Raw genomic sequence first — 18,166 nt, 5'->3', positions numbered from 1 at the left:
GGCGGACTCGCCAGCTCGCTAAAAACGCTCCGCGTTTTCTTGACGCTCGCTCCTTCACAGGTTCAAGTCCCTGCGATGGGCACATAACAAAAAAGCCCCCATTGCTGGGAGCTCTTTCAATCAATGGTGCGGGCGAAAGGACTTGAACCTTCATGGGGTTGCCCCCATACGGACCTGAACCGTACGCGTCTGCCAATTCCGCCACGCCCGCGTGCAGGAATTAGAATAACGGAGCGCCACCGCGAACGCAAGAACTATTTTTGAAAAAGTTTGCAGGCATTTTCCCAAGCGGCATGCGCGATTGTTTCGGCGTCCTCACCAGTGCGATCGACACGGTCGTTAACCAGCGCGTTTGCCGTAATGGAGATCATTGCTGGCTCGCATTCAAGACCGCGAATGGGCTCCGGCGCCATATACGGGCAATCCGTCTCGAACAAAATGCGGTCGAGCGGGGTCGCCGCAAATGCCTCGCGCACGTCATCGTTGCGCTTAAAGGTGGCCGCACCACCATAGGCGATATAGCAGCCCAGCTCCACAAAGCGCTCCATCGTGGCGCGGTCCTCGCCAAAGCAGTGCAGCACGCAACCGGCCTGAGGCACACCCACCTCGCGCAGCACGTTGTACGCATCCATATGCGAGGTGCGCTCCCCATCCGAGTCCTCGTGCCGCAGGTGCAGCTCCACCGGCACATTGCGGCGCACGGCAACTTCGAGCTGACGCGCCATGCAATCAATCTGCACACTGTGGGGCGCCGGCGCGATGTCGTCGTCGTAATCCGTGTGGTAGTCCAGACCGATCTCGCCGATACCGGCGCACAAAGGGTCATCGAGCGCAGCAACAACCTGCGCGTGAATGTCATCGGTATAATCCGGCGCGCCATAGGGGTGAACGCCAGCGAGATACTTGATCTGCGGAATATCCCGCATCGGCAGAATTTCGCGCACGAGCCAGTCGCTATAGTCCGTCACGCTGCGCTTGTCGGCGATGGGGTCGAGCATCGTCACCAACAGGTCGACGCCCGCGGCTTTGGCGCGCACGAGCGTCTCGGGCACTTCTTTCCCCCAAAACGAAAGCAGATGCGCATGCGTGTCAGCAAGCGGTGCCAAGGGCACGGGACAAGCAACCGTCTTCTTTTTCTTGGTAAACGTCACGCGTTCGGCATTAGGCATCATGGATGAGCTCCTGAGCCAGGCGGATAAAGTCGGCAACATCAAGCGTTTCTGCGCGCGTGGTGGGTGCGATACCGCAAGCCTCAAAGGCGGCGTCGAGCACGTCCTTGGCAAAGCCGTTGGCGCTCATGGAATTGCGGATGGTCTTGCGGCGCTGAGCAAATGCAGCATCAATCACGCGGGCCACAAACTCGCGATCGAGTCCTTCGGGCGCCACGCCGTCAACACGGTCGATACGCACGACGGCCGAGTCCACGTGCGGTGCCGGCATAAAGCAACGTGGCGGCACCTCAAAGCGACCCGTAACCTGCGCATACAGGCCGAGCTTTGCCGTGTAGCCGCCATAGGTCTTGTTACCCGGCACCGCGGCAATGCGATCGGCAACCTCCTTTTGAACCATGACCACGGCACGCTTGAGCGCGGGCATCGTCTGGAAGAACTGCAGGATGATCGTCGCCGCCACGTTATAGGGCAGGTTCGCGACAAATACCGTCGGCTCACCGCCTGCAGCCTGCTCAATCTGCCCCGTCGTCACCTTGAGCGCGTCGCCCATGATAAAGCGGAAGTTGGCATAGTCGGCGGCATGGGCATCGAGCACCGGTTCGAGTTCGGGATCGGCCTCGATCGACGTGACGCACGCCGCCTCCTGCAGCAGCGCGAGCGTGAGCGTACCAACGCCCGGGCCAACCTCGAGCACGCGCTCATCGCCCGTGAGCTCGGAAAGCTCGCAAATGCGCTCAATTACATGGTTGTCGATCAGGAAGTTCTGGCCCAGGCGATGCTTGGTCGCAAGGCCAAACTCCTCCAGCAGCTCCCTTGTTGCCGTGGGGTTTGCCAAAGGCGAAGTTGTCATAGTTGCCTCCTTAGCATGATGGCGGCGTCTTGAAACAAAAGGGCATGGACCGTTGCGGCCATGCCCTTACATCTAAACAGCAAATTGCCGATATGGCGCGCGGCGTCTTAGCCCAGACGCGGGAACAGCGGCTCACCCTTCTCGACGGGCTGACCACCGGCAAGCAGGCCCCAAGCGCAAATGCCCTTGAGGTCGTCGCTCGCGGCCTCGTCCTCGCAGGACAGGCGGCGCAGGGCTTCGGCAGAGGTCTGAGGCATGAGCGGCATCAGCAGGTGAGCGGCAATGCGGATGGCCTCGAGCAGGTTGTAGATCACAAATGCCAGCTCGTCAGCCTTAGCCTCATCCTTGGCAAGCGCCCAAGGCTCGGAGTCCTCGATGTAGTGGTTGGCGGCGTGGATGAGCTCCATAACCTCGTCCTTGGCTCCGCCGTAATCGAGCACGTCCATCTTGGCCATGTAGCGGTCGACCAGGCCATCGGCAATCTTTGCCAGCGGATTGTCGAACGCATCGAACAATGCGGGCTTGGCGGGCGCGCAGCCGTCAAAGTACTTGCCGCTCATGTTGAGCGAACGCGAGATAAGGTTGCCCCAGCTGTTGGCCAGGTCGGCGTTGTAGACCTGCTCCATGCGATCGAAGCTGATGGCGCCGTCGGTGCCGGGCACCACGTCGGTCATGAAGTAATAGCGATAGCCCTCGACACCCAGCATGTCGATGACGTCCTGCGGAGCGATGGCGTTGCCGCGGCTCTTGGACATCTTCTCGGCCTTGCCGGTCTCAGCGTTGCGCACGGTCAGGAAGCCGTGGGCAAAAACATGCTCGGGCAGGGCCTCGCCGATGGCCATGAGCATGGCGGGCCAAATGACGCAGTGGAAGCGGATGATGTCCTTACCCACGATGTGGAACTGCGCGGGCCAGCGATAGGCCAGCTCGGCACGGGCCTCGTCGGTGTCGACGCCGTAGCCGACAGCCGTCATATAGTTGAGCAGGGCGTCGAACCACACGTAGGTCACGTGGCCCTCGTCAAACGGAACCTGAATGCCCCAGTCAAAGCTCGTGCGGCTCACGGAAAGATCGTTGAGGCCGCCCTCGACAAAGCTGCGCACCTCGTTCATGCGGAACGCAGGCTCGACAAAGTCGGGGTGCTCGTCATAGAGCTTGAGCAGCTTGTCCTGGAAGGCGGAAAGCTTAAAGAAATAAGACTCCTCCTGCACGCGCTCAAGCGGACGGTGACAATCGGGGCACAGGTGCTGACCGACGCTGCCGTACTCCTCGTCACCCTTCTGGACCTGCGTATCGGTGAAGTAGGTCTCGTCAGGCACGCAATACCAACCGTCGTAGCTGCCCTTATACAGGTAGCCGGACTCCTTCATGCGCTCCCACAGGTACTGCACGGCATGATGCTGGCGCGGCTCGGTGGTGCGAATGAAGTCGTCGTTGGAGATCTCGAGCTTGCTCCACAGCTCCTTGAAGTGCGGGGCTTGGCTGTCGGTCCACTCCTGCGGCGTCATGTTGTGCTTGGCTGCGGCCTCGGCGACCTTCTCGCCATGCTCGTCCATGCCGGTCAGGAACTTGACGTTGTAGCCGGCAGAGCGGCGATAACGAGCCTGAACATCGGCGATGATGGTGGAATAAGCCGTACCCAGGTGCGGATCGGCGTTGACGTAGTAGATGGGCGTCGTGATAAAGAACGAAGGCTTGCTTTGATCCATGGGGTTTGTCCTCCAGAAAAACGTTGCATACAGGGGATGATTCTAGCGCAAGGGCTGGATATCCTCCATCTATTGCATATCGAGCACCATGGCATAGACATCGCGCTTACGGCGCGAATACTTCTGAGACAGGCGCTTGGCCACCGCAGACGCGGGCTCCCCCTCCTCGAGCGCGGCGCGAATATCCTCGCACAGGGCCTCGTCGGGATCCGCTGCCGCGGCGCCAACCGGCACGATACCGGCCTCCTCATCCTCGCTCGGCGGCGCGATGACCAGCGCAATCTCGCCCTTTACCTCGCCACGAGCACGCAGCTCCTCGGCAAGCTGGGCGGCGGTGCCGCGCAGGACCTCCTCATGCAGCTTGGTAAGCTCGCGGCAGACGGCAACCTCGCGCTGGGGAAAGACCTCCGTCACGGCCTCGAGCGTCGCCACGATGCGATGTGGAGACTCGTAGAAGATGAGCGCGCCGGGCACCACGGCAAGGCGCTGCAAACGGCGCACGCGGTCGCCGTGCTTTCGGCCCAAAAAGCCCTCGAAGAAAAAATGCTCGCAAGGAATACCGGACGAAACGAGCGCCGTGACGCAAGCAGAGGGCCCGGGAATAACTTCGACGGGCACATCGGCCTCACGCGCCGCCTCGACCAGCGCCTGGCCGGGATCGGACACACTCGGCATGCCGGCGTCCGAGGCAAAGGCGAGGGTCTCCCCCGCCAGCAGACGGTCGACCAGGCCGGCGGCGCGGCTGGCGATCACATTCTCGTCGCAACGGACAAGCGGCTTGGAAATGCCCAGGTGCATCAGCAGCTTTGACGTCACACGCGTGTCTTCGCAGCAAATGGCATCGGCGGCGGCAAACGCCTCGCCAACGCGCGGGGACAGGTCGCCCAAGTTACCGATGGGCGTTCCGACCACATAGAGTTTGCCCGTATGGGCGCTGTTCTGCGTCATATCAACCTATTCAATCATGCCGCGCTCGAGCGTACCGAGCGCCGCGCGGGCGTCCCACGCCGCAATGCGCTTCTCGGTCTTCCACGTTTGGAAGAACCAACCGGCAGCCGGTGCAAACGAAGCCAACTGGTTGGCGATAAACACGCGCTCGTAGGCATTGCGGCCCTCGGGCGTAACCGACGAGTTGGCAAAGATTGCCGCACCCGACCATTCGCCCACCAGCACGGGGAACCCCGTCGAAATCGCCTCTTTGAGCTCGCGCTTGTTACGCGAAATCGCCGTCGTCAGCCCGCGGGGGCTCGTGATGTCGAGCGCATGCTCGTCGCGGTAATGGTACAGGTGAAGGTCCATGTAGACGTTCTTGTACTTGGCGCCGCGCATAAAATGCTTCCACTCGCCGGGATGCCCCGACGACGAGAAGACGACGATCTTATCCTCGGGCATATACGAACGGACGAGCTCATAGGCATCGCGATAGAAATTGCGCAGGTAGTGGGCCGGAATGCCATCCGTCATGGTGAAGAGGCTCTTGCGAACGCTCATCTGCGGCGTGTCCAGCAGCTCAATGCCCAGCAGGCTCTCGGCCTCGCCATAGCGATCGGCCAAGCGCTCGAGCACGTCGAGTGCGACATGACGGCCGTTGGTGGACGAATGCCACTCGGCGACAGCCTCCGGCGTGGTGGGCGAATCGTTGGAATCGCCCTGGCCACCGGGCACGGTTGCCAGATCGAGCAGCACGCGGATGTCGTACTTGGCAGCCCACTCAATTGCACGGTCAATGTAGTCGACAACCGAGATGTAGGACGCATCGGACTCCTGCGAACCAAAGGCATACCAGGGCACCGGCAGACGCACGGCATTGAGACCGATCTGCGCCATGCGGCGAAAATCGTCCTCGCTCACAAACGTCTCGTAATGGCGGCGCATGCGCTCGTTATAGGCGGCGGTACCCATGGCCTCCTGTAGCTCGGCCGCGTTGGATGCACCGGTCGCCGCGTACAGCGACGGGGTCACCCAAGGCTCGGGAATAAACCAGCCAGAGAGATTAACGCCGAGTATCCTCTCCATCACTGCCCCCTTCGGATCATGCAGGTCGAACCCGCATCGTATTGCATAGGATAAGTATCGTTTTGAGTATACCCGCGTGTGCGGATAGGCGACCGAACGGTCTGTAAAGTGACGCGAAAGTGGGAGGAATGTCTGGGAACAGGCGGGCTCGGGATGGTGCGATGAGGTGTGTACGCGCGCCAGAGGCAGGCACCGGAAAGTGTGTCCCGTTCTGAGCCCTTATTCTGGGACGCAGTTTCCGCAGAACCCTACATAAAAGAAAAGGACCCCTTTGCAGAGGTCCTAGTCAATTCAAGGTGGCGGGGAAGGGAATCGCGTCCGCGCGCTGCGCGGACGGACCGCTGCGGCGCTTACGCGCCTTGCGAGCTACGCTGGCAAACGCTTACGCGTTTACTCAGCTCCGCGCCCTCACGGGGTTCGATTCCATGTGGGGGCTGCATAAAAGAAAAGGACCCCTTTGCAGAGGTCCTAGTCAATTCAAGGTGGCGGGGAAGGGAATCGAACCCCTGACACGAGGATTTTCAGTCCTCTGCTCTACCAACTGAGCTACCCAGCCATTTGAGGTGTGCCTTGTTTCAAGGCTTGATTAGTATAACCAAGGACGCGTTCCGGTCAACCGAGAATTTCAAAAAAGTTTTTGAGCACAGCCTCGGTTCTATAAATCGGCACGTCAGAGGCATCAGCCGGCAGCAAGAAGTTTTTCGCTCAGAGCCGCACGGGCAAACTCACTTGGCGTCATCCCCTCGGCAGCCGCCCGTCGACGAATGGCCTCCTTCATTCCCAGAGGAATCTTGACCGACAGCGTTGCCGTCCCCTCACCTGAGAGTGGGGGCCGTCCATGCACGATCCCACCAACGGTGTGTTCGCCATCCGGAAACTCTCCGCGCTCGTACGACTCGCACCACGCGTCAATCGTTTCATCCGTTACAACCTGACCATTAGCGGCCGTATACGTCTTGCCCATCATCGACCCCTTTGCCGAGCCCGTTCAATCTCCTGCCAAAATTTCTTCTGGACTGGAGACAAGGCATGAATGATAAGCCACCCACGGACAAGCTCGACCGCGACAAGCTCCACGCTTCGTCTGTCTGGGAGCCATCCAATCGCAAGCCATCTCGGCGGCTCGTCCTTCGACTCGCGACGAATGCACTCAGTAACCGCAAGCCAAACGCTAAGCACCTGCTTTTCTGTCAGGTGCTTTTTAGCGTTGGGATGGATCTCAACATCCATGCATCTTCTCCTCCATCTTACCCAATTTCGTATGACGAAAGTCCGCTGTCGCCAATTCTTAAGCCGGCACGCGTTGGAGAGCAGGGGTCGAAACAATGATTGAAGAGCGCTCTAGTGCGGCCCAGGCGCCGGGGCAGGAGCACATACGCCAGGGACATACGTTTTCGTAGCGCGCGAGGATATTGCCGTCGCGATCGATGAAGGCGATGTCGATGGGATAGGCCATAAAACACGTATGGACCGAAGAGCAGCGTGGAAACGCCATGACGAGCGGCAAGCCGTTGGCGGCAACCGGACGCCGTCCCAGCATGCCGCGCAGGCGCACGACAAACGACTCCGCCACCGCAAACTCGGCCGGCGTCCAACCCAGCCTGTTGAGTGCCCGCGCGTAGGCGATGTAGGACGAGACCGCGGTCACATGACCACCCCCGGACGCCATGGATCGACCGTCACCGCGCGCTCGTGCGACAACGTTGTCGGCGCCCCCAGCGGAACGCCAGCGATGCTGAGAGAAGTCGGCCACGGCTCATAGTGCATGGTGCAGGTGTAGGTCCTAAACGTACCGGATAGGGAGAGCAGACCACCATCCGATGCCTCCGCGCCTTGCTCGCTCGACACTTCGATCTGCAAGTCATAGCCTTCCATGGCATTCAGAATTTGAGTCTGGACCGTCGCCGAGGCATCGACAGAGCTTTCGTCGCCCTCCCCCTCCGACGCCACGGCGTGCGCCAACACGATGTCGGGCACCACGCGGTCGAAGCGCGCGACAGCACTGGCAAAGATCATGACGTTGTACACGATGAGTGCCAGCACCAGCAAAACGGGCGTAACCACTGCCATCTCCACCGTCGCTTGGGCGTGCTCCTCGCGCAGACGCATGCGGATACTCATTACGACCCACCGCCCAGAGCGCCAACCAGCGTGGCGACATCGACGGTGAGCGGGATGGAGCTGCCGCCGGGCAGAGGAATCTCCGCAAGCGTGAACACCGTACCGCTGATGGTGCGTTCGACTTGATATTCCAACGCCTCGCAAAGCGCCTTGGGATCGGTCACGCCCAACGGAATACTTCGCAGCTTGTCTTGCGCTTGAGAGAGACCGGCAATGTCAGACCCCGGACTCTTAATGACGTTGGCGGAATCGGTCAGCACCGGCTTTCGCAGGCGCAAGTCGCACGGTTCCAAACCCAGCGCCGCCACGGACGCCGAAACGGTATCGCCGAGCCACGATGCAATGGAGTCCAACGCACCGTTGCCCCCTCCTAGGCCCTTAATCATCTCGTCCATAAGTTCGTCGGCCGAACCTTGGATGTCTCCGTATCCCACAAGCAGCCGTCCCCAAACATCCATGACGCCATCGAGTACGCCGGCAACGCCGCCCGAGCGTTCCTTCAATGTCGAGAAAAATCGCGAAAGCACGTTGTTTTGCGCCGTCGCCTCATCGGGCGCCAGCACCGCGGCAGAGATGGCACCGCGACTGCCAAGCTCAACCGCCGTGTTAAACGAAGAGTTAAGTTGATCGGGGCTGGTAATATCACCCGAAACTGCAAAGGCGACTACGCCGTTGCGGCCAGGTGGGGCGATACGCGGACGCTCACCGGAAAGTTCTTTGATGGCGGTATCGAACGCATTGCCCGCACGGTCGGCTTCGTCCTCGGTCTGACGCTCGAGCTCGAGCTCCTTGTTGCGACAGTCGACGTAGTCCTCCAGGGCGTCTTTAAACTTGTCAAAGTGATACTCAAAGCCGTTTTCGATAGAGGTTGAAGGCGCCGCAACAGCACCAAGCGACAAAACGCCAAAATGGCATTTGCTGCATTTATCCTGTCCATCGTAATCGGCAACCGAAGCAAATCCGCTCGGCGTCCCTTTCTTATAGTTAGGGCAGGTCGTCCCGTAATGCAGATACGCCTTGTCATCGTTCACGCTAGTCGGCCACACCGCATCGGTATAGAGTTCCGTCGCCCGAACCTCATCAGAGTTGCGCGGCAGCAGCGGAATATAGGAGGAAACCCTGTCTCCGTTCTCGGTTATATATGCCCGATCGACCTCCGCGTTCGCATAGGTATAAAACGCCTTACGCGCCGCAGACTCTGCCTTCATCTCGACACTCGAGCCCTGGGGCTTCTCATTTGTCAGACGCCAATGGTAGTAGTCCTTCGCGCGATCAAGGGCAACTTGAGGCTCCCACGTAACGCTCGATGAGTAATGCGGATTTTGAACACCGGAGAGATCCGTTAGGCTTTTTGCGCGCTCCCACATACAAGAACAGCTGCCGACCGAGCCCTTGTCAGACCCACCACAATCCGCCAGCCAAGCGCGCTCCTTTGCCTTCGCCGTCTCCTCCGAGGCCTTCCGCAGCTCCTCGGCCGCACGCTCTAAATCATCTGATGTGTCTTTAATGGTATCGGTCGAGATCTCTGACCCTTTGAGCGCAGCAAAGTCCGACTCGGATGTCCTGGGCACGGCAAGCGCCGTACCGGTATAGGTCACACTATCGGTATCCTGCGCCGACACCGCCTGCGTGGCACGCGCGGCGATCAGATACGGCAGAGCCGTCTCGATTTTCTGTAAGCCTTCCGATGCGCTTTTTGCAAACTTGTTGCGCGTTTTAATGATCTCAATCCCGGTGTCGACCATATTGCCGGCAACTGGTTCGGCACCCGGGATGAGGATGGCGACCAGGCCCGTCCCGATCGTGGCAAACCCCGCCAGCCCCAGACTCAAGATGCTCGCATCAACCACCGTGGCAGCCGTGTGATAGGACGACACTACGTTGGCACCCGCCAGCGCGCCGCTATCGGCCGCCACCTGGGTATCCCCGGCACGCGACATGCTCCATATCGCCGCCGTCGACGAAAACAGCAGCGTGAGCACCACCAAGATGACCACCGCAGAGGAGAGCGTGGTGTAGGCACCGTCTTCGATAAACAGATCGACACCGGCTCGACCCATAAAGCCGCCTCGCTTGCGATGGCAGCTCGGACGGCACGTCAAAACGCGTCTAGACCAGAAACGCTTAATCCCATGTAGCAATCCACGAATCATAGTCTCCCTCCAGCCATTCGGGACGCGATTGATACGAGACATCGACTTTGAGCTCAACGTAGCCGCCCTCGGCGGTACCACCCATAGCCTGCGCAAACGCACCGATCACAGGCAACGGCTTGACCTCGCCGGAAACGGACACGGACGAGACGCTACCCGCATCTGCCCGGCCAAGCTCGATATCCCACGACAACGGCCCGCCGGCATGAAAGATCGAAACGTTGGGCACTGCGGCAAGCCGGCGGCGGGTAAACTCCTTAAGATCGTCGTCCTCCGCCGTCGTCGTGGTCATGAGCCGCGCGGTCTCGGCGGCGGCAGACTCCATGACCGCGCGCGTATAGAGCAGGCACACCGGTTGCAGTGCGAGAAGGATGAGCGTCAGAAACGTCGGCAGCAAAAAAGCGGCCTCGACCGTTGACTGCGCCCGGTCCTCACGCGCGATATCAATACAACGCGATGTCCTTAGCGCCCGCAGCGGCGTCGATAACCGATGTCGAGGCAACGCCATGGGATGCCGCCCGCTCAACCAGCGCCGCCAAGCGCCCATCGGTGCCAGCGCGCCAAAGCCCCGCGATCGCCAGCACGATCGATAACAGCGCCACCGTGACGATGGCGTATTCCACAGTCGCTTGGGCAACCTCTTCACGCAGAACGCCATGCATTTCACGATCCCTCCTTTGAGCTTATTGTTTGCGGGACCAGGCGCACGGCGCGCAGACGACACGAAGCATCGCCAGTATCCGCGGCAACCGTCACCATATCGACCCAGCCGCGTCCGTCACGCACGATAGCGCCCCACACGTTTCCCTTGATGTCGAGATAGCCGCTCAGAGCAAGTTGTGCCGTGGGTACCTCGCGATAGGCACGCAGCATATCCTCCGCCGCTTCGGTCATCGGTCGGTCCTCGGACCATGCAAGCCGGACCGCAATCGCGTTGCCCTCAGGCGAATCCGTCGCAGTGCCAGACCGCTTGTCGAGCGTCCGCAGAAAGGTTTGCGCCGTGATAGCGACATCCGAATCGTCCGCATCTCGCATCTCATCTTCTTGAGACGCCACCGCCGAATCTGAGCCCAAATCGGAGGCGGTCCCAGGACGCTGCTGCCGCGCGACGTTAAGCCCCCAAAGCACCGCCGCTATCGCCACGGTCAGGCAAGCAACCACCAGCAGCACCCCGATGGGGCGCTCGCCCTCTACAGGCTGTTGATGCCCTCGCTGATAGCGTTCCATAGATCTTGGACCTTGCCTTTAAATGCAACGATGGCAATAATCGCGATCACCACGAGCACGCCGACCAAGATGGCATACTCGGTGGTACCCTGTGCACTCTCCTCCTGCAGTAGCTCCTTGGCGCGCTGACGAACACGTGCCGCCCGGCAAAACGCCCAGCCCTGGACCTTGCCAGCAGCGTCAGTCATCGTATTCATGTATACCTCCCTACATCATCCCGCCTGCTCCCAGCAGCGGGCCCAATATGGACAGAAGTAACGCCGGCAAGATGAGCGTGCCGGTGGGAATCAGCAGCTTGACGGGCGCACGCTCGATCTCGCGCTCGACCGCGGCGCGATGAGCTGCACGGATCTCGCGACTTTGAGCGGCCAGCGTCTCGGCAAGTGGGGCACCCAGGGCGAGCGCCTGCCCCACCGTGATGGCAAAGGTCTCGAGCGCTCGCACGTCCAGGTCGCGCGCGGCGGCCAACAACTCGTCCTCACGCGTGCCCACGCCCACCTGCCACGCCATGCAGGCTCGCTCAAAGCGAAGAGCCAGCACTGACCGGCGGTTGGCGCAGAAAATCTCAAGCGCCGCATCAAACGAAAGACCGGCCGAAAGGCCCAAGCGCACAACATCGATCATCTCGGACACTTCGCCGAGCGACACTCGCGCCGGGCCGCCCGCTCCAACTGCGCCCCTCACTCGCGCGGTCAGGGCATCGACCACCAAGCAGCCCGCAGCAGCGACCAGCACCGCCTCGCGCTTGCAGGCCCCTGCGATCTTGCGCGCATCCGCCCGATCCAAACCCGTCGCGACAAATACACTCAGGGCGCACAGGCAAGCCGCAACTGCAACCGGGGCGCTCATAGCTCCACCCGCATAATGCGTCGGATAGCCACCAGGGCAACGGCGTTGAGGGCAAGACCCAGCACCACAGCGCCCGCGCCGGCAGGCGTCGCAAGACCGCGACGAAAATCTGCCGAAAGCAGCGCCAACACCGCGCACATGCCCACCGGCATCGCCGCGACCATATGCGCAGACATGCGAGCCTGCGACGTCTTAACATCCAGGCGGCGCTTGAGCTCAATGCGCTCCCCCACCATGCTCGACGCCTCGGACAGTAAGTCGGCAAGCGGAGCGCCGGTGCGCTGAGACACCTTAAGCGCCAAGGTCACAAGCGAAAGGCCGGGGGCTTCGATGCGCACGAGCAAGTCATCGAGCGCGTCGGTCGCCGAGATGCCGCAATCGATCGCCGCCGCCACCCGCAAAAACTCGGTATGCACCGGCTCTTGCGCATGAGCGCCCACAAAGCGCATGCCCTGGGCCAGCGAATGTCCCGAGGCAAGCGACATGGAAAGTGCGGTAAACGCCTCGGGCATGGCCTCTTCTGCATCGTGTTGTTCGCGCCGGCTCTCAAAGCCATCCCGGGCGGCGCCAACGGCAAACGGAGCAACAAGTCCCAAGGCAAATCCGAGGGGCGATAACGACACCATCGTTAGTAAAACGCAGCAGACACCGCTCGATAGCAGCAGAAACGCCAAACGCCCCGAAGCATCTTCGATCACGAGGCCAAGGCGATGCGCCGGAGCCAGCGATGCCCACGAACGGGCGATCTTTTTCAGCAGACCGTTTTCCACCAGCTCACGCGGCAGCTTCTCTGCCACCGTCTCGAGCGCCTGACGCGCCAGCTCCGCCAGCGATACCTGCGGCACACGAGGTTCCGCCCCGCACGCCGTCGCGACAGAAAGCCCTGCCAAGCCCCCTACGACGAAGGGCACAGTGATCTCCATTCGTCCACCTCCTCTTGTGTGAGCGTCCCCGACCGCAGGCCTTCTGCAATAAACGGCGGCTCGCGATCAAGCGTCCAGGTGCACTCGGCGGCATCGAACGTCACATAGCGCTCGAGCTCTACGCCGCCCGATGCGGCGCGTCGCACCCCCGAATACGAGGAGACGAAGCGCCTGCCATCGGCGTGGCGCTCGGACATCACGATGCCGTCGAGCGCCATGGCAATCTGCTCCTCGATGAGCTCGCTCGGCAGATCGATGCCATAACGTGCAAGCAACGTCAGACGCACCACGGTCTCCTGTTCTGAACCCGCATGAAGTGTGGTGAGCGACCCGTCGTGGCCCGTGTTCATGGCCTGCAACATGTCGCAGCACTCGGCACCGCGCACCTCGCCCACCACGATGCGGTCGGGGCGCATGCGCAGGGCATTAGTTACCAGGTCGCGGATCGTCACCGCGCCCTCACCCTCAATTGAAGCCTCGCGCGCCTCTAGGCGCACCACGTGCGGATGATGCGCAAACTTGAGCTCGGCAGAGTCCTCGATCGTCACGATGCGCTCGCCGGTGGAAATCTCACATGACAACGCGTTGAGCAGGGTGGTCTTACCAGATCCCGTGCCTCCCGCAACCGCCAGGTCCTGTCGCAGCGACACCGCGCACGACAGCAGCTGCGCATACCAAAGCGGCAGCGACCCCAGCCCCACAAGCTCGTCCAGCGAGCAGATACGGTCCGAGAACTTTCGGATGGTGAGAATCGGTCCGTCAATCGCCACAGGCGGAATCACCGCGTTGACGCGATAGCCCGTTTTGAGGCGGGCGTTGACGATGGGGCTGCGCTCGTCGATACGGCGGCCAAGTGGCGAGATGATGCGGTCGATAAGCACACGGATCTGTTCATCATCCTCAAACGCATGCTCGATGGGGTACAAAACGCCGCCGCGTTCAAAGAAAGCCGAGCGGCAGCCGTTGATCATGATCTCGGTAACGGTGTCGTCCTCGATGAGCGGCTGCAACGGCCCCAAGCCCACCACGTCATCCAAAATCTCGTCGATGATGGTTTCGCGCTCGGGCGTCGCGAGATCGGTCGGCTCCTCAACATTGAGCGCCGCCTCCACCGCAGGACGCAATTCCGAGCGGGCAAGTGCCGGGTCGATATAGGCGCTGATACGCGCCACTTCGTCGTAACCCATGCGGTCCATCACGGCGCGCTTGGTGCGTCGTTTCACCGCGCGGCGACGCCCCGCATCTACAGGCGCTGCCGCCGCTGCAGCGCCGGCAGCCTTAATCCTCGTTTGCAGGCTCATCGCTGATCACCCTCGCGCGACCAGGGAAGGCGGATACGCGGGCGTTCGGTACGCGTTGCACGGTCGGCGACCATATCGCTCCAAGGGCCGACGGCGCACCCCAGTTCCACGAGCATCTCGCGCGTGGCCTCGCGCATGCTAGTCGCAAAAGCGCTGGTCTGCCCCACCGCCTCGTCAGCGCGCCCAAACGCCATGAGCGCGGCGAGATCCTGCCCGCCATCGGCGATACGAATCTTGGAGCTCAACGCACAGGCAATCTCAAAGCGCATGGCGACGTCCTCGTCTGCCCCGCGCGCACCGAACCGGTTGAACACGGCGCTCATGCGCGTGCGCGGCACACCTACTCGACTTGCCAGTTCGATGACGCGCGACGCCGATGTCGCGGACGACACCGCCGCATCGCCAACGACCAGGCAACGGTCGCTCGCCGCCACCGCAGCCGCCACGGCGTCGCCCCAAAAGACCGAGGTATCGATAAAGACCACGTCGGATTCGCGACGCAGAACATCAAGCAGTAGCTCCACCGGACGCGCCATGAGCTCGGCTTGCTCGGGCGCCGCGACGGGACCCCAGAGCGTAACGCCCGGCGCCACGCGCATCGATGTGGCTACGATATCCGGCTCGGTGAGCGTGCCCGCCGCCGACGGCTCGATAAGTGCCGCCATATCGCGCGGAGCATCGACGCCTAACAAGTCGTAAAGGTTTCCAAACATCAGGTCCAGGTCGAGCACGGCGGCACGCAAGCCCAACAGCGACGATGTGTGTGCCATGGTGGCAACGATCGTCGACTTGCCACAACCGCCCGAACCCGAAATAGCGCAGATGACCGGAGCTCGATGCGGCGGAGCGGCAGCGTCTGCCGGCGGCATCGGAGGCGGCGGGGCGGGCGTCGGTGGCAGCGCCCCCGTCTCCCCCGCCGCAACCACACGCTGCGTCCAAGCCGGCATAGCAGCTTGTTCGGTCTGCGAGGCAGGCTCGTTCTGCGCAATCTGCTCATGCTGCATTAGCGACAACTCGCCGCACCCGGCAAAGCCCTCAACTTCGTCGAGTTCATCCGCCAGATTCACGCCGTGCACGTATCCCATATCTACAGCCGGGGAGTCGCCAGCATGCTGCGCCGGCCCTCCAGCGTCATCGTCTACAAGGGGGTTCCGGGGGCGCCGACCATGCTCGGCTTCCGCTTTTCCATAATCATCAACACGCGGGCCTCTTGTAGCGCGAGGCGCCCCGGGTTCCCTATCAACAAAAGCATCGGGCTCAATCGTCATGTGCCGATCGGAATCAACCGCTCCCTCGCCCGCGCGCCCGTTGCCGCATACACTGTGCGCAGCGATGACCTCGGTCGCCCCCGCGCGAAACAGCCCCTCGATATCCGACGGATCGAGCGCTTCTATCAACACGACCACGCGACTCACGCGGCCTTCGGCCGTCAGGCGCGCAACAGTCTTGCGCACATCTTCGGTATCAAACAGAGACGCCGCGATGATGGCAGCCCCGCGGCGCGACGGAAACGCCCGCGCCATGGAAACCAGCCCGTCCAGGTCACCCACGCGAAGCACCTGTGCACCCACATCACGGCCCTCGACTTCCCGCTGCAACAGCCCGTAATCGCCGCACGCGCAGCACGCAAGCCAGATCGCCTTCATCACTCGTCGCCTCCGCTCTTTTTGCCGCGCGCCGTGGCGGGAATCGTCAAGCTGACCGTTCCCTTGCCCGAGGCTCCCAGCAGTTCCTTGACGTCTTCGGGGTCAGCCGCCAGCGTCACCCATTCGATCTTGCCCTCGCGCGTGAAACCGGAATCCTCACTGGTATCGATCACGTACGCGCCGCACAGCCGATCGGTTACGCCGTCTTTTTGCACGTACACGTCCACGTAGCTGCCCACGCCCGCAGCACCGCCGACCGAGTGCTCGGCATCGACCGCCACCGAAACGGCGACCTTGCCCTTAGGCACCTCGAGCATGTGGCTCTCGGCCTTGGTGTAGACATTGCAGATCACGGCGTTTTTGGGAATACGCGAAGTCGTCACGTCGCCGCGCACCTGGCGTAGCTCGGTCGCCGCGTCACGCGGCAGCAGACTCGTCAGCCACTCCTGGGTTATGACATTGGTCTCATCGAGGGTCTCACCCACATCGATATCGCGCGCCGCGACGCATACCTCGACGCGATCGCCACCGTACTTGGCCAAGGTCTCAGCCTGGACCTGTTCGGCTTGCGAGCGGATCGACGAGCCGTAAACCATGCAGAGCAGAGCAGCGAGCACGCCCGCGACCAAACTGATGGCGATGCGCTTGCTCTTGTTCACGGCCGCTCCTCTCATGGCAGTGCCGGGCGAATGCCCGTACCACCATTGTCTGGGCGGCCAGAGTGCAAAGCGGCGCAATCGCAATCTTGGTTTTCGATGTCAAACCAATCGCTGACCAAAAGCTGACCAGCCCGTCAAGCTCGTGGCAAGGTTTTGGTCAGCACGTCAGCAAACTGCATGTTTCGAGGCTTTTCCGCAGCAAAAAAGCCGCCTCCCGAACAGTTGGGAGACGGCTGTCATAGGAAAAATCAATTACAGATGGACATCGGGATCGAGCATTTGAGCGCTCACGCGCATGGATGACGCCAGGTTTTGGAACGTTTCCAGACGCAGGCTGTCGATCTGCCCGGCGTCCTCGGCCTCGCGAACGGCGCAACCCGGCTCATGGACATGCGTGCAATCGCCAAACCGGCACGCACGCGATGCCTCGACAATCTCGGGAAAGGCGCGCGCCAGACCCCGCTCGTGACCCACGAGCGGTAGGCTGCGCAGGCCCGGGGCATCGGCGATCACGCCGGCGTCGCCCGGCAGCGTCACCATCACGCGCGCGACGGTAGTGTGACGGCCCTGGTCGTCGCGTTCGCGCACACCGCCGGTCGCCAACGTATCGTGGCCCAGCAGCGCATTGAGCAGCGTCGACTTGCCGGCACCCGACTCGCCCAGAATCATGGCGCAGCTCCCGGCAGGCACGCAGGCACGGACCTCGTCCAGGCCGCGGCCCTCGGCAGAGGACGTCACGATCACGCGCACGTCCGGACCCACCAGGCGGCGCACGCGGTCCAGATCGCGCTCGAGCTCCTCGGCATCGCAGCGGTCGGCCTTGGTGAGCACCACCACCGGCTCGGCATCGCAATCGAGCGCCAACACCAGTGAGCGCGCCACGCGATCGAGCAGCACCTCGCCGGCGCCGAGCGCCTGCACGATCAGCACGCTGTCAACGTTGGAGCAGAGCACTTGGCGCTCACCGCGGGCACGGCCACGCCAACGCTCAAAGCTCGTACGGCGCGGCAGCACGCACTCAATCACGCCCATATCGTGCCCGGGAGCGCGGCGCACCGCCACACGGTCGCCCACGGCAGGCAGCAGGACCTCGTCCTCGCCGCGCGACTTGGCAAACCCCACGGCATGCTCGGCACGAAACGTGTCATCGGCAGTCGCCACCAGCGGAAACCCGCGGTCCAGGCGCACCACGGCGCCCAACTGCATCTGCTCGGGTTCCTCGGCTTGCGCGCAAAAATCATCGAAGGCTGCCCGTTGGGCGGCATCAACCGGCAGATCGTCAAACGCCGGAACATCCTGCAACGCATCGAGCCCCGGTACGCTCGTCAACAACTCCTCGGCAGACGCGGGGGCTTCGGTCGCAAGCTTCCGACGACGGTCACGCTTAGCCCGCGCCCCCGTCGTCTTTTTCTTCGCTTTAGCCTTAGCCTTGCCCACAAGCGCCTCCCAGCACCATAAATCACAACTGAGCAGGTATTTTCCCACAAAAAAGAGTCGGTCGAGCAAATGCTCGACCGACTCACACACTTTCCCTCAGCTT

Annotated in this window: 19 protein-coding genes and 2 tRNA genes; all 21 read right to left on the bottom strand. The window is 62.0% G+C overall.

Features of this window, described 5'->3' with window-relative positions; all coding sequences use genetic code 11:
- Positions 1 to 124: 124 nt before the first annotated feature.
- The 21 genes from DW037_RS06220 to rsgA all read right to left on the bottom strand — a co-directional run bounded on the left by DW037_RS06220 (position 125) and on the right by rsgA (position 17,832).
- Positions 125 to 211, bottom strand: a tRNA-Leu gene (locus DW037_RS06220).
- A 43-nt stretch (positions 212 to 254) separates the two neighbouring features.
- Complete coding sequence (locus DW037_RS06215; RefSeq protein ID WP_117583809.1) at positions 255 to 1,172, bottom strand: TatD family hydrolase; 918 nt, start codon at positions 1,170 to 1,172, stop codon at positions 255 to 257.
- Positions 1,162 to 2,022, bottom strand: coding sequence for a 16S rRNA (adenine(1518)-N(6)/adenine(1519)-N(6))-dimethyltransferase RsmA (rsmA, locus tag DW037_RS06210; protein ID WP_117583810.1), 861 nt, complete (start codon positions 2,020 to 2,022; stop codon positions 1,162 to 1,164). Before rsmA ends, DW037_RS06215 begins: the two co-directional genes overlap by 11 nt.
- A 107-nt stretch (positions 2,023 to 2,129) precedes the next feature.
- The gene (gene metG / locus DW037_RS06205; protein WP_118373008.1) at positions 2,130 to 3,731 is read right to left on the bottom strand and encodes a methionine--tRNA ligase; all 1,602 of its coding nucleotides are present in this window, start codon (positions 3,729 to 3,731) and stop codon (positions 2,130 to 2,132) included.
- A 69-nt stretch (positions 3,732 to 3,800) separates the two neighbouring features.
- Positions 3,801 to 4,679 (bottom strand): 16S rRNA (cytidine(1402)-2'-O)-methyltransferase, encoded by an 879-nt coding sequence (rsmI, locus tag DW037_RS06200; RefSeq protein WP_117876694.1) that lies wholly within the window; start codon positions 4,677 to 4,679, stop codon positions 3,801 to 3,803.
- Between the two features lie 6 nt (positions 4,680 to 4,685).
- The gene (locus tag DW037_RS06195; RefSeq protein ID WP_117876692.1) at positions 4,686 to 5,747 is read right to left on the bottom strand and encodes a glycoside hydrolase family 5 protein; all 1,062 of its coding nucleotides are present in this window, start codon (positions 5,745 to 5,747) and stop codon (positions 4,686 to 4,688) included.
- A 483-nt stretch (positions 5,748 to 6,230) separates the two neighbouring features.
- Positions 6,231 to 6,303, bottom strand: a tRNA-Phe gene (locus DW037_RS06190).
- Positions 6,304 to 6,426: 123 nt separating this feature from the next.
- The gene (locus DW037_RS06185; RefSeq protein WP_117637384.1) at positions 6,427 to 6,711 is read right to left on the bottom strand and encodes a ribbon-helix-helix domain-containing protein; all 285 of its coding nucleotides are present in this window, start codon (positions 6,709 to 6,711) and stop codon (positions 6,427 to 6,429) included.
- Between the two features lie 324 nt (positions 6,712 to 7,035).
- Positions 7,036 to 7,395, bottom strand: coding sequence for a DUF192 domain-containing protein (locus DW037_RS06175; RefSeq protein WP_233504137.1), 360 nt, complete (start codon positions 7,393 to 7,395; stop codon positions 7,036 to 7,038).
- Positions 7,392 to 7,868: a hypothetical protein gene (locus DW037_RS06170; RefSeq protein WP_117736228.1), complete on the bottom strand. Its 477-nt coding sequence runs from the start codon at positions 7,866 to 7,868 to the stop codon at positions 7,392 to 7,394. Before DW037_RS06170 ends, DW037_RS06175 begins: the two co-directional genes overlap by 4 nt.
- Positions 7,868 to 9,928 (bottom strand): hypothetical protein, encoded by a 2,061-nt coding sequence (locus tag DW037_RS06165; RefSeq protein WP_118373006.1) that lies wholly within the window; start codon positions 9,926 to 9,928, stop codon positions 7,868 to 7,870. Before DW037_RS06165 ends, DW037_RS06170 begins: the two co-directional genes overlap by 1 nt.
- A gap of 64 nt (positions 9,929 to 9,992) precedes the next feature.
- Positions 9,993 to 10,529 carry a TadE/TadG family type IV pilus assembly protein gene (locus DW037_RS06160; RefSeq protein WP_118066126.1) on the bottom strand — a complete coding sequence of 179 codons (537 nt, stop codon included), beginning with the start codon at positions 10,527 to 10,529 and terminating at the stop codon, positions 9,993 to 9,995.
- A complete protein-coding gene (locus DW037_RS10510; RefSeq protein ID WP_022094024.1) occupies positions 10,465 to 10,683 on the bottom strand; it encodes a hypothetical protein in 219 nt (72 codons plus the stop codon). Before DW037_RS10510 ends, DW037_RS06160 begins: the two co-directional genes overlap by 65 nt.
- Before the next feature lies 1 nt (position 10,684).
- Positions 10,685 to 11,248, bottom strand: coding sequence for a hypothetical protein (locus DW037_RS06155; protein WP_147352013.1), 564 nt, complete (start codon positions 11,246 to 11,248; stop codon positions 10,685 to 10,687).
- Entirely contained in the window at positions 11,212 to 11,445 is a 234-nt protein-coding gene (locus DW037_RS06150) for a hypothetical protein (protein WP_195404069.1), read from the bottom strand. Before DW037_RS06150 ends, DW037_RS06155 begins: the two co-directional genes overlap by 37 nt.
- Positions 11,446 to 11,455: 10 nt before the next feature.
- Positions 11,456 to 12,097, bottom strand: coding sequence for a type II secretion system F family protein (locus DW037_RS06145; RefSeq protein ID WP_118373005.1), 642 nt, complete (start codon positions 12,095 to 12,097; stop codon positions 11,456 to 11,458).
- The gene (locus DW037_RS06140; protein WP_118373004.1) at positions 12,094 to 13,020 is read right to left on the bottom strand and encodes a type II secretion system F family protein; all 927 of its coding nucleotides are present in this window, start codon (positions 13,018 to 13,020) and stop codon (positions 12,094 to 12,096) included. Before DW037_RS06140 ends, DW037_RS06145 begins: the two co-directional genes overlap by 4 nt.
- On the bottom strand, positions 12,993 to 14,321 hold the full coding sequence (locus tag DW037_RS06135) for a CpaF family protein (RefSeq protein WP_118373003.1): 1,329 nt from the start codon (positions 14,319 to 14,321) through the stop codon (positions 12,993 to 12,995). Before DW037_RS06135 ends, DW037_RS06140 begins: the two co-directional genes overlap by 28 nt.
- Positions 14,318 to 15,967, bottom strand: a complete 1,650-nt coding sequence (locus DW037_RS06130) for a P-loop NTPase (RefSeq protein WP_118373002.1) — start codon at positions 15,965 to 15,967, stop codon at positions 14,318 to 14,320. The genes DW037_RS06135 and DW037_RS06130 overlap by 4 nt, the downstream gene beginning before the upstream one ends.
- Positions 15,967 to 16,626 (bottom strand): Flp pilus assembly protein CpaB, encoded by a 660-nt coding sequence (gene cpaB, locus DW037_RS06125; protein WP_233540586.1) that lies wholly within the window; start codon positions 16,624 to 16,626, stop codon positions 15,967 to 15,969. Before cpaB ends, DW037_RS06130 begins: the two co-directional genes overlap by 1 nt.
- A gap of 252 nt (positions 16,627 to 16,878) precedes the next feature.
- Positions 16,879 to 17,832 (bottom strand): ribosome small subunit-dependent GTPase A, encoded by a 954-nt coding sequence (rsgA, locus tag DW037_RS06120; RefSeq protein WP_199575496.1) that lies wholly within the window; start codon positions 17,830 to 17,832, stop codon positions 16,879 to 16,881.
- Positions 17,833 to 18,166 lie beyond the last annotated feature (334 nt).

The sequence above is a fragment of the Collinsella sp. AF39-11AT genome (assembly GCF_003474585.1).
Lineage (GTDB): Bacteria > Actinomycetota > Coriobacteriia > Coriobacteriales > Coriobacteriaceae > Collinsella.
This window is presented reverse-complemented; position numbering and strand designations above follow the sequence as displayed.

Coding starts and splice junctions, on each gene's coding strand:
- DW037_RS06195 (WP_117876692.1), bottom strand. CDS start 5,747: ATGGAGAGGATACTCGGCGTTAATCTCTCTGGCTGGTTTATTCCCGAG.
- rsmA (WP_117583810.1), bottom strand. CDS start 2,022: ATGACAACTTCGCCTTTGGCAAACCCCACGGCAACAAGGGAGCTGCTG.
- rsmI (WP_117876694.1), bottom strand. CDS start 4,679: ATGACGCAGAACAGCGCCCATACGGGCAAACTCTATGTGGTCGGAACG.
- metG (WP_118373008.1), bottom strand. CDS start 3,731: ATGGATCAAAGCAAGCCTTCGTTCTTTATCACGACGCCCATCTACTAC.
- DW037_RS06185 (WP_117637384.1), bottom strand. CDS start 6,711: ATGGGCAAGACGTATACGGCCGCTAATGGTCAGGTTGTAACGGATGAA.
- DW037_RS06135 (WP_118373003.1), bottom strand. CDS start 14,321: ATGAGCCTGCAAACGAGGATTAAGGCTGCCGGCGCTGCAGCGGCGGCA.
- DW037_RS06170 (WP_117736228.1), bottom strand. CDS start 7,868: ATGAGTATCCGCATGCGTCTGCGCGAGGAGCACGCCCAAGCGACGGTG.
- rsgA (WP_199575496.1), bottom strand. CDS start 17,832: ATGCAGTTGGGCGCCGTGGTGCGCCTGGACCGCGGGTTTCCGCTGGTG.
- DW037_RS06130 (WP_118373002.1), bottom strand. CDS start 15,967: ATGAAGGCGATCTGGCTTGCGTGCTGCGCGTGCGGCGATTACGGGCTG.
- DW037_RS10510 (WP_022094024.1), bottom strand. CDS start 10,683: ATGCATGGCGTTCTGCGTGAAGAGGTTGCCCAAGCGACTGTGGAATAC.
- DW037_RS06215 (WP_117583809.1), bottom strand. CDS start 1,172: ATGATGCCTAATGCCGAACGCGTGACGTTTACCAAGAAAAAGAAGACG.
- DW037_RS06155 (WP_147352013.1), bottom strand. CDS start 11,248: ATGGAACGCTATCAGCGAGGGCATCAACAGCCTGTAGAGGGCGAGCGC.
- DW037_RS06150 (WP_195404069.1), bottom strand. CDS start 11,445: ATGAATACGATGACTGACGCTGCTGGCAAGGTCCAGGGCTGGGCGTTT.
- DW037_RS06160 (WP_118066126.1), bottom strand. CDS start 10,529: ATGGCGTTGCCTCGACATCGGTTATCGACGCCGCTGCGGGCGCTAAGG.
- DW037_RS06165 (WP_118373006.1), bottom strand. CDS start 9,928: ATGGGTCGAGCCGGTGTCGATCTGTTTATCGAAGACGGTGCCTACACC.
- DW037_RS06145 (WP_118373005.1), bottom strand. CDS start 12,097: ATGAGCGCCCCGGTTGCAGTTGCGGCTTGCCTGTGCGCCCTGAGTGTA.
- DW037_RS06140 (WP_118373004.1), bottom strand. CDS start 13,020: ATGGAGATCACTGTGCCCTTCGTCGTAGGGGGCTTGGCAGGGCTTTCT.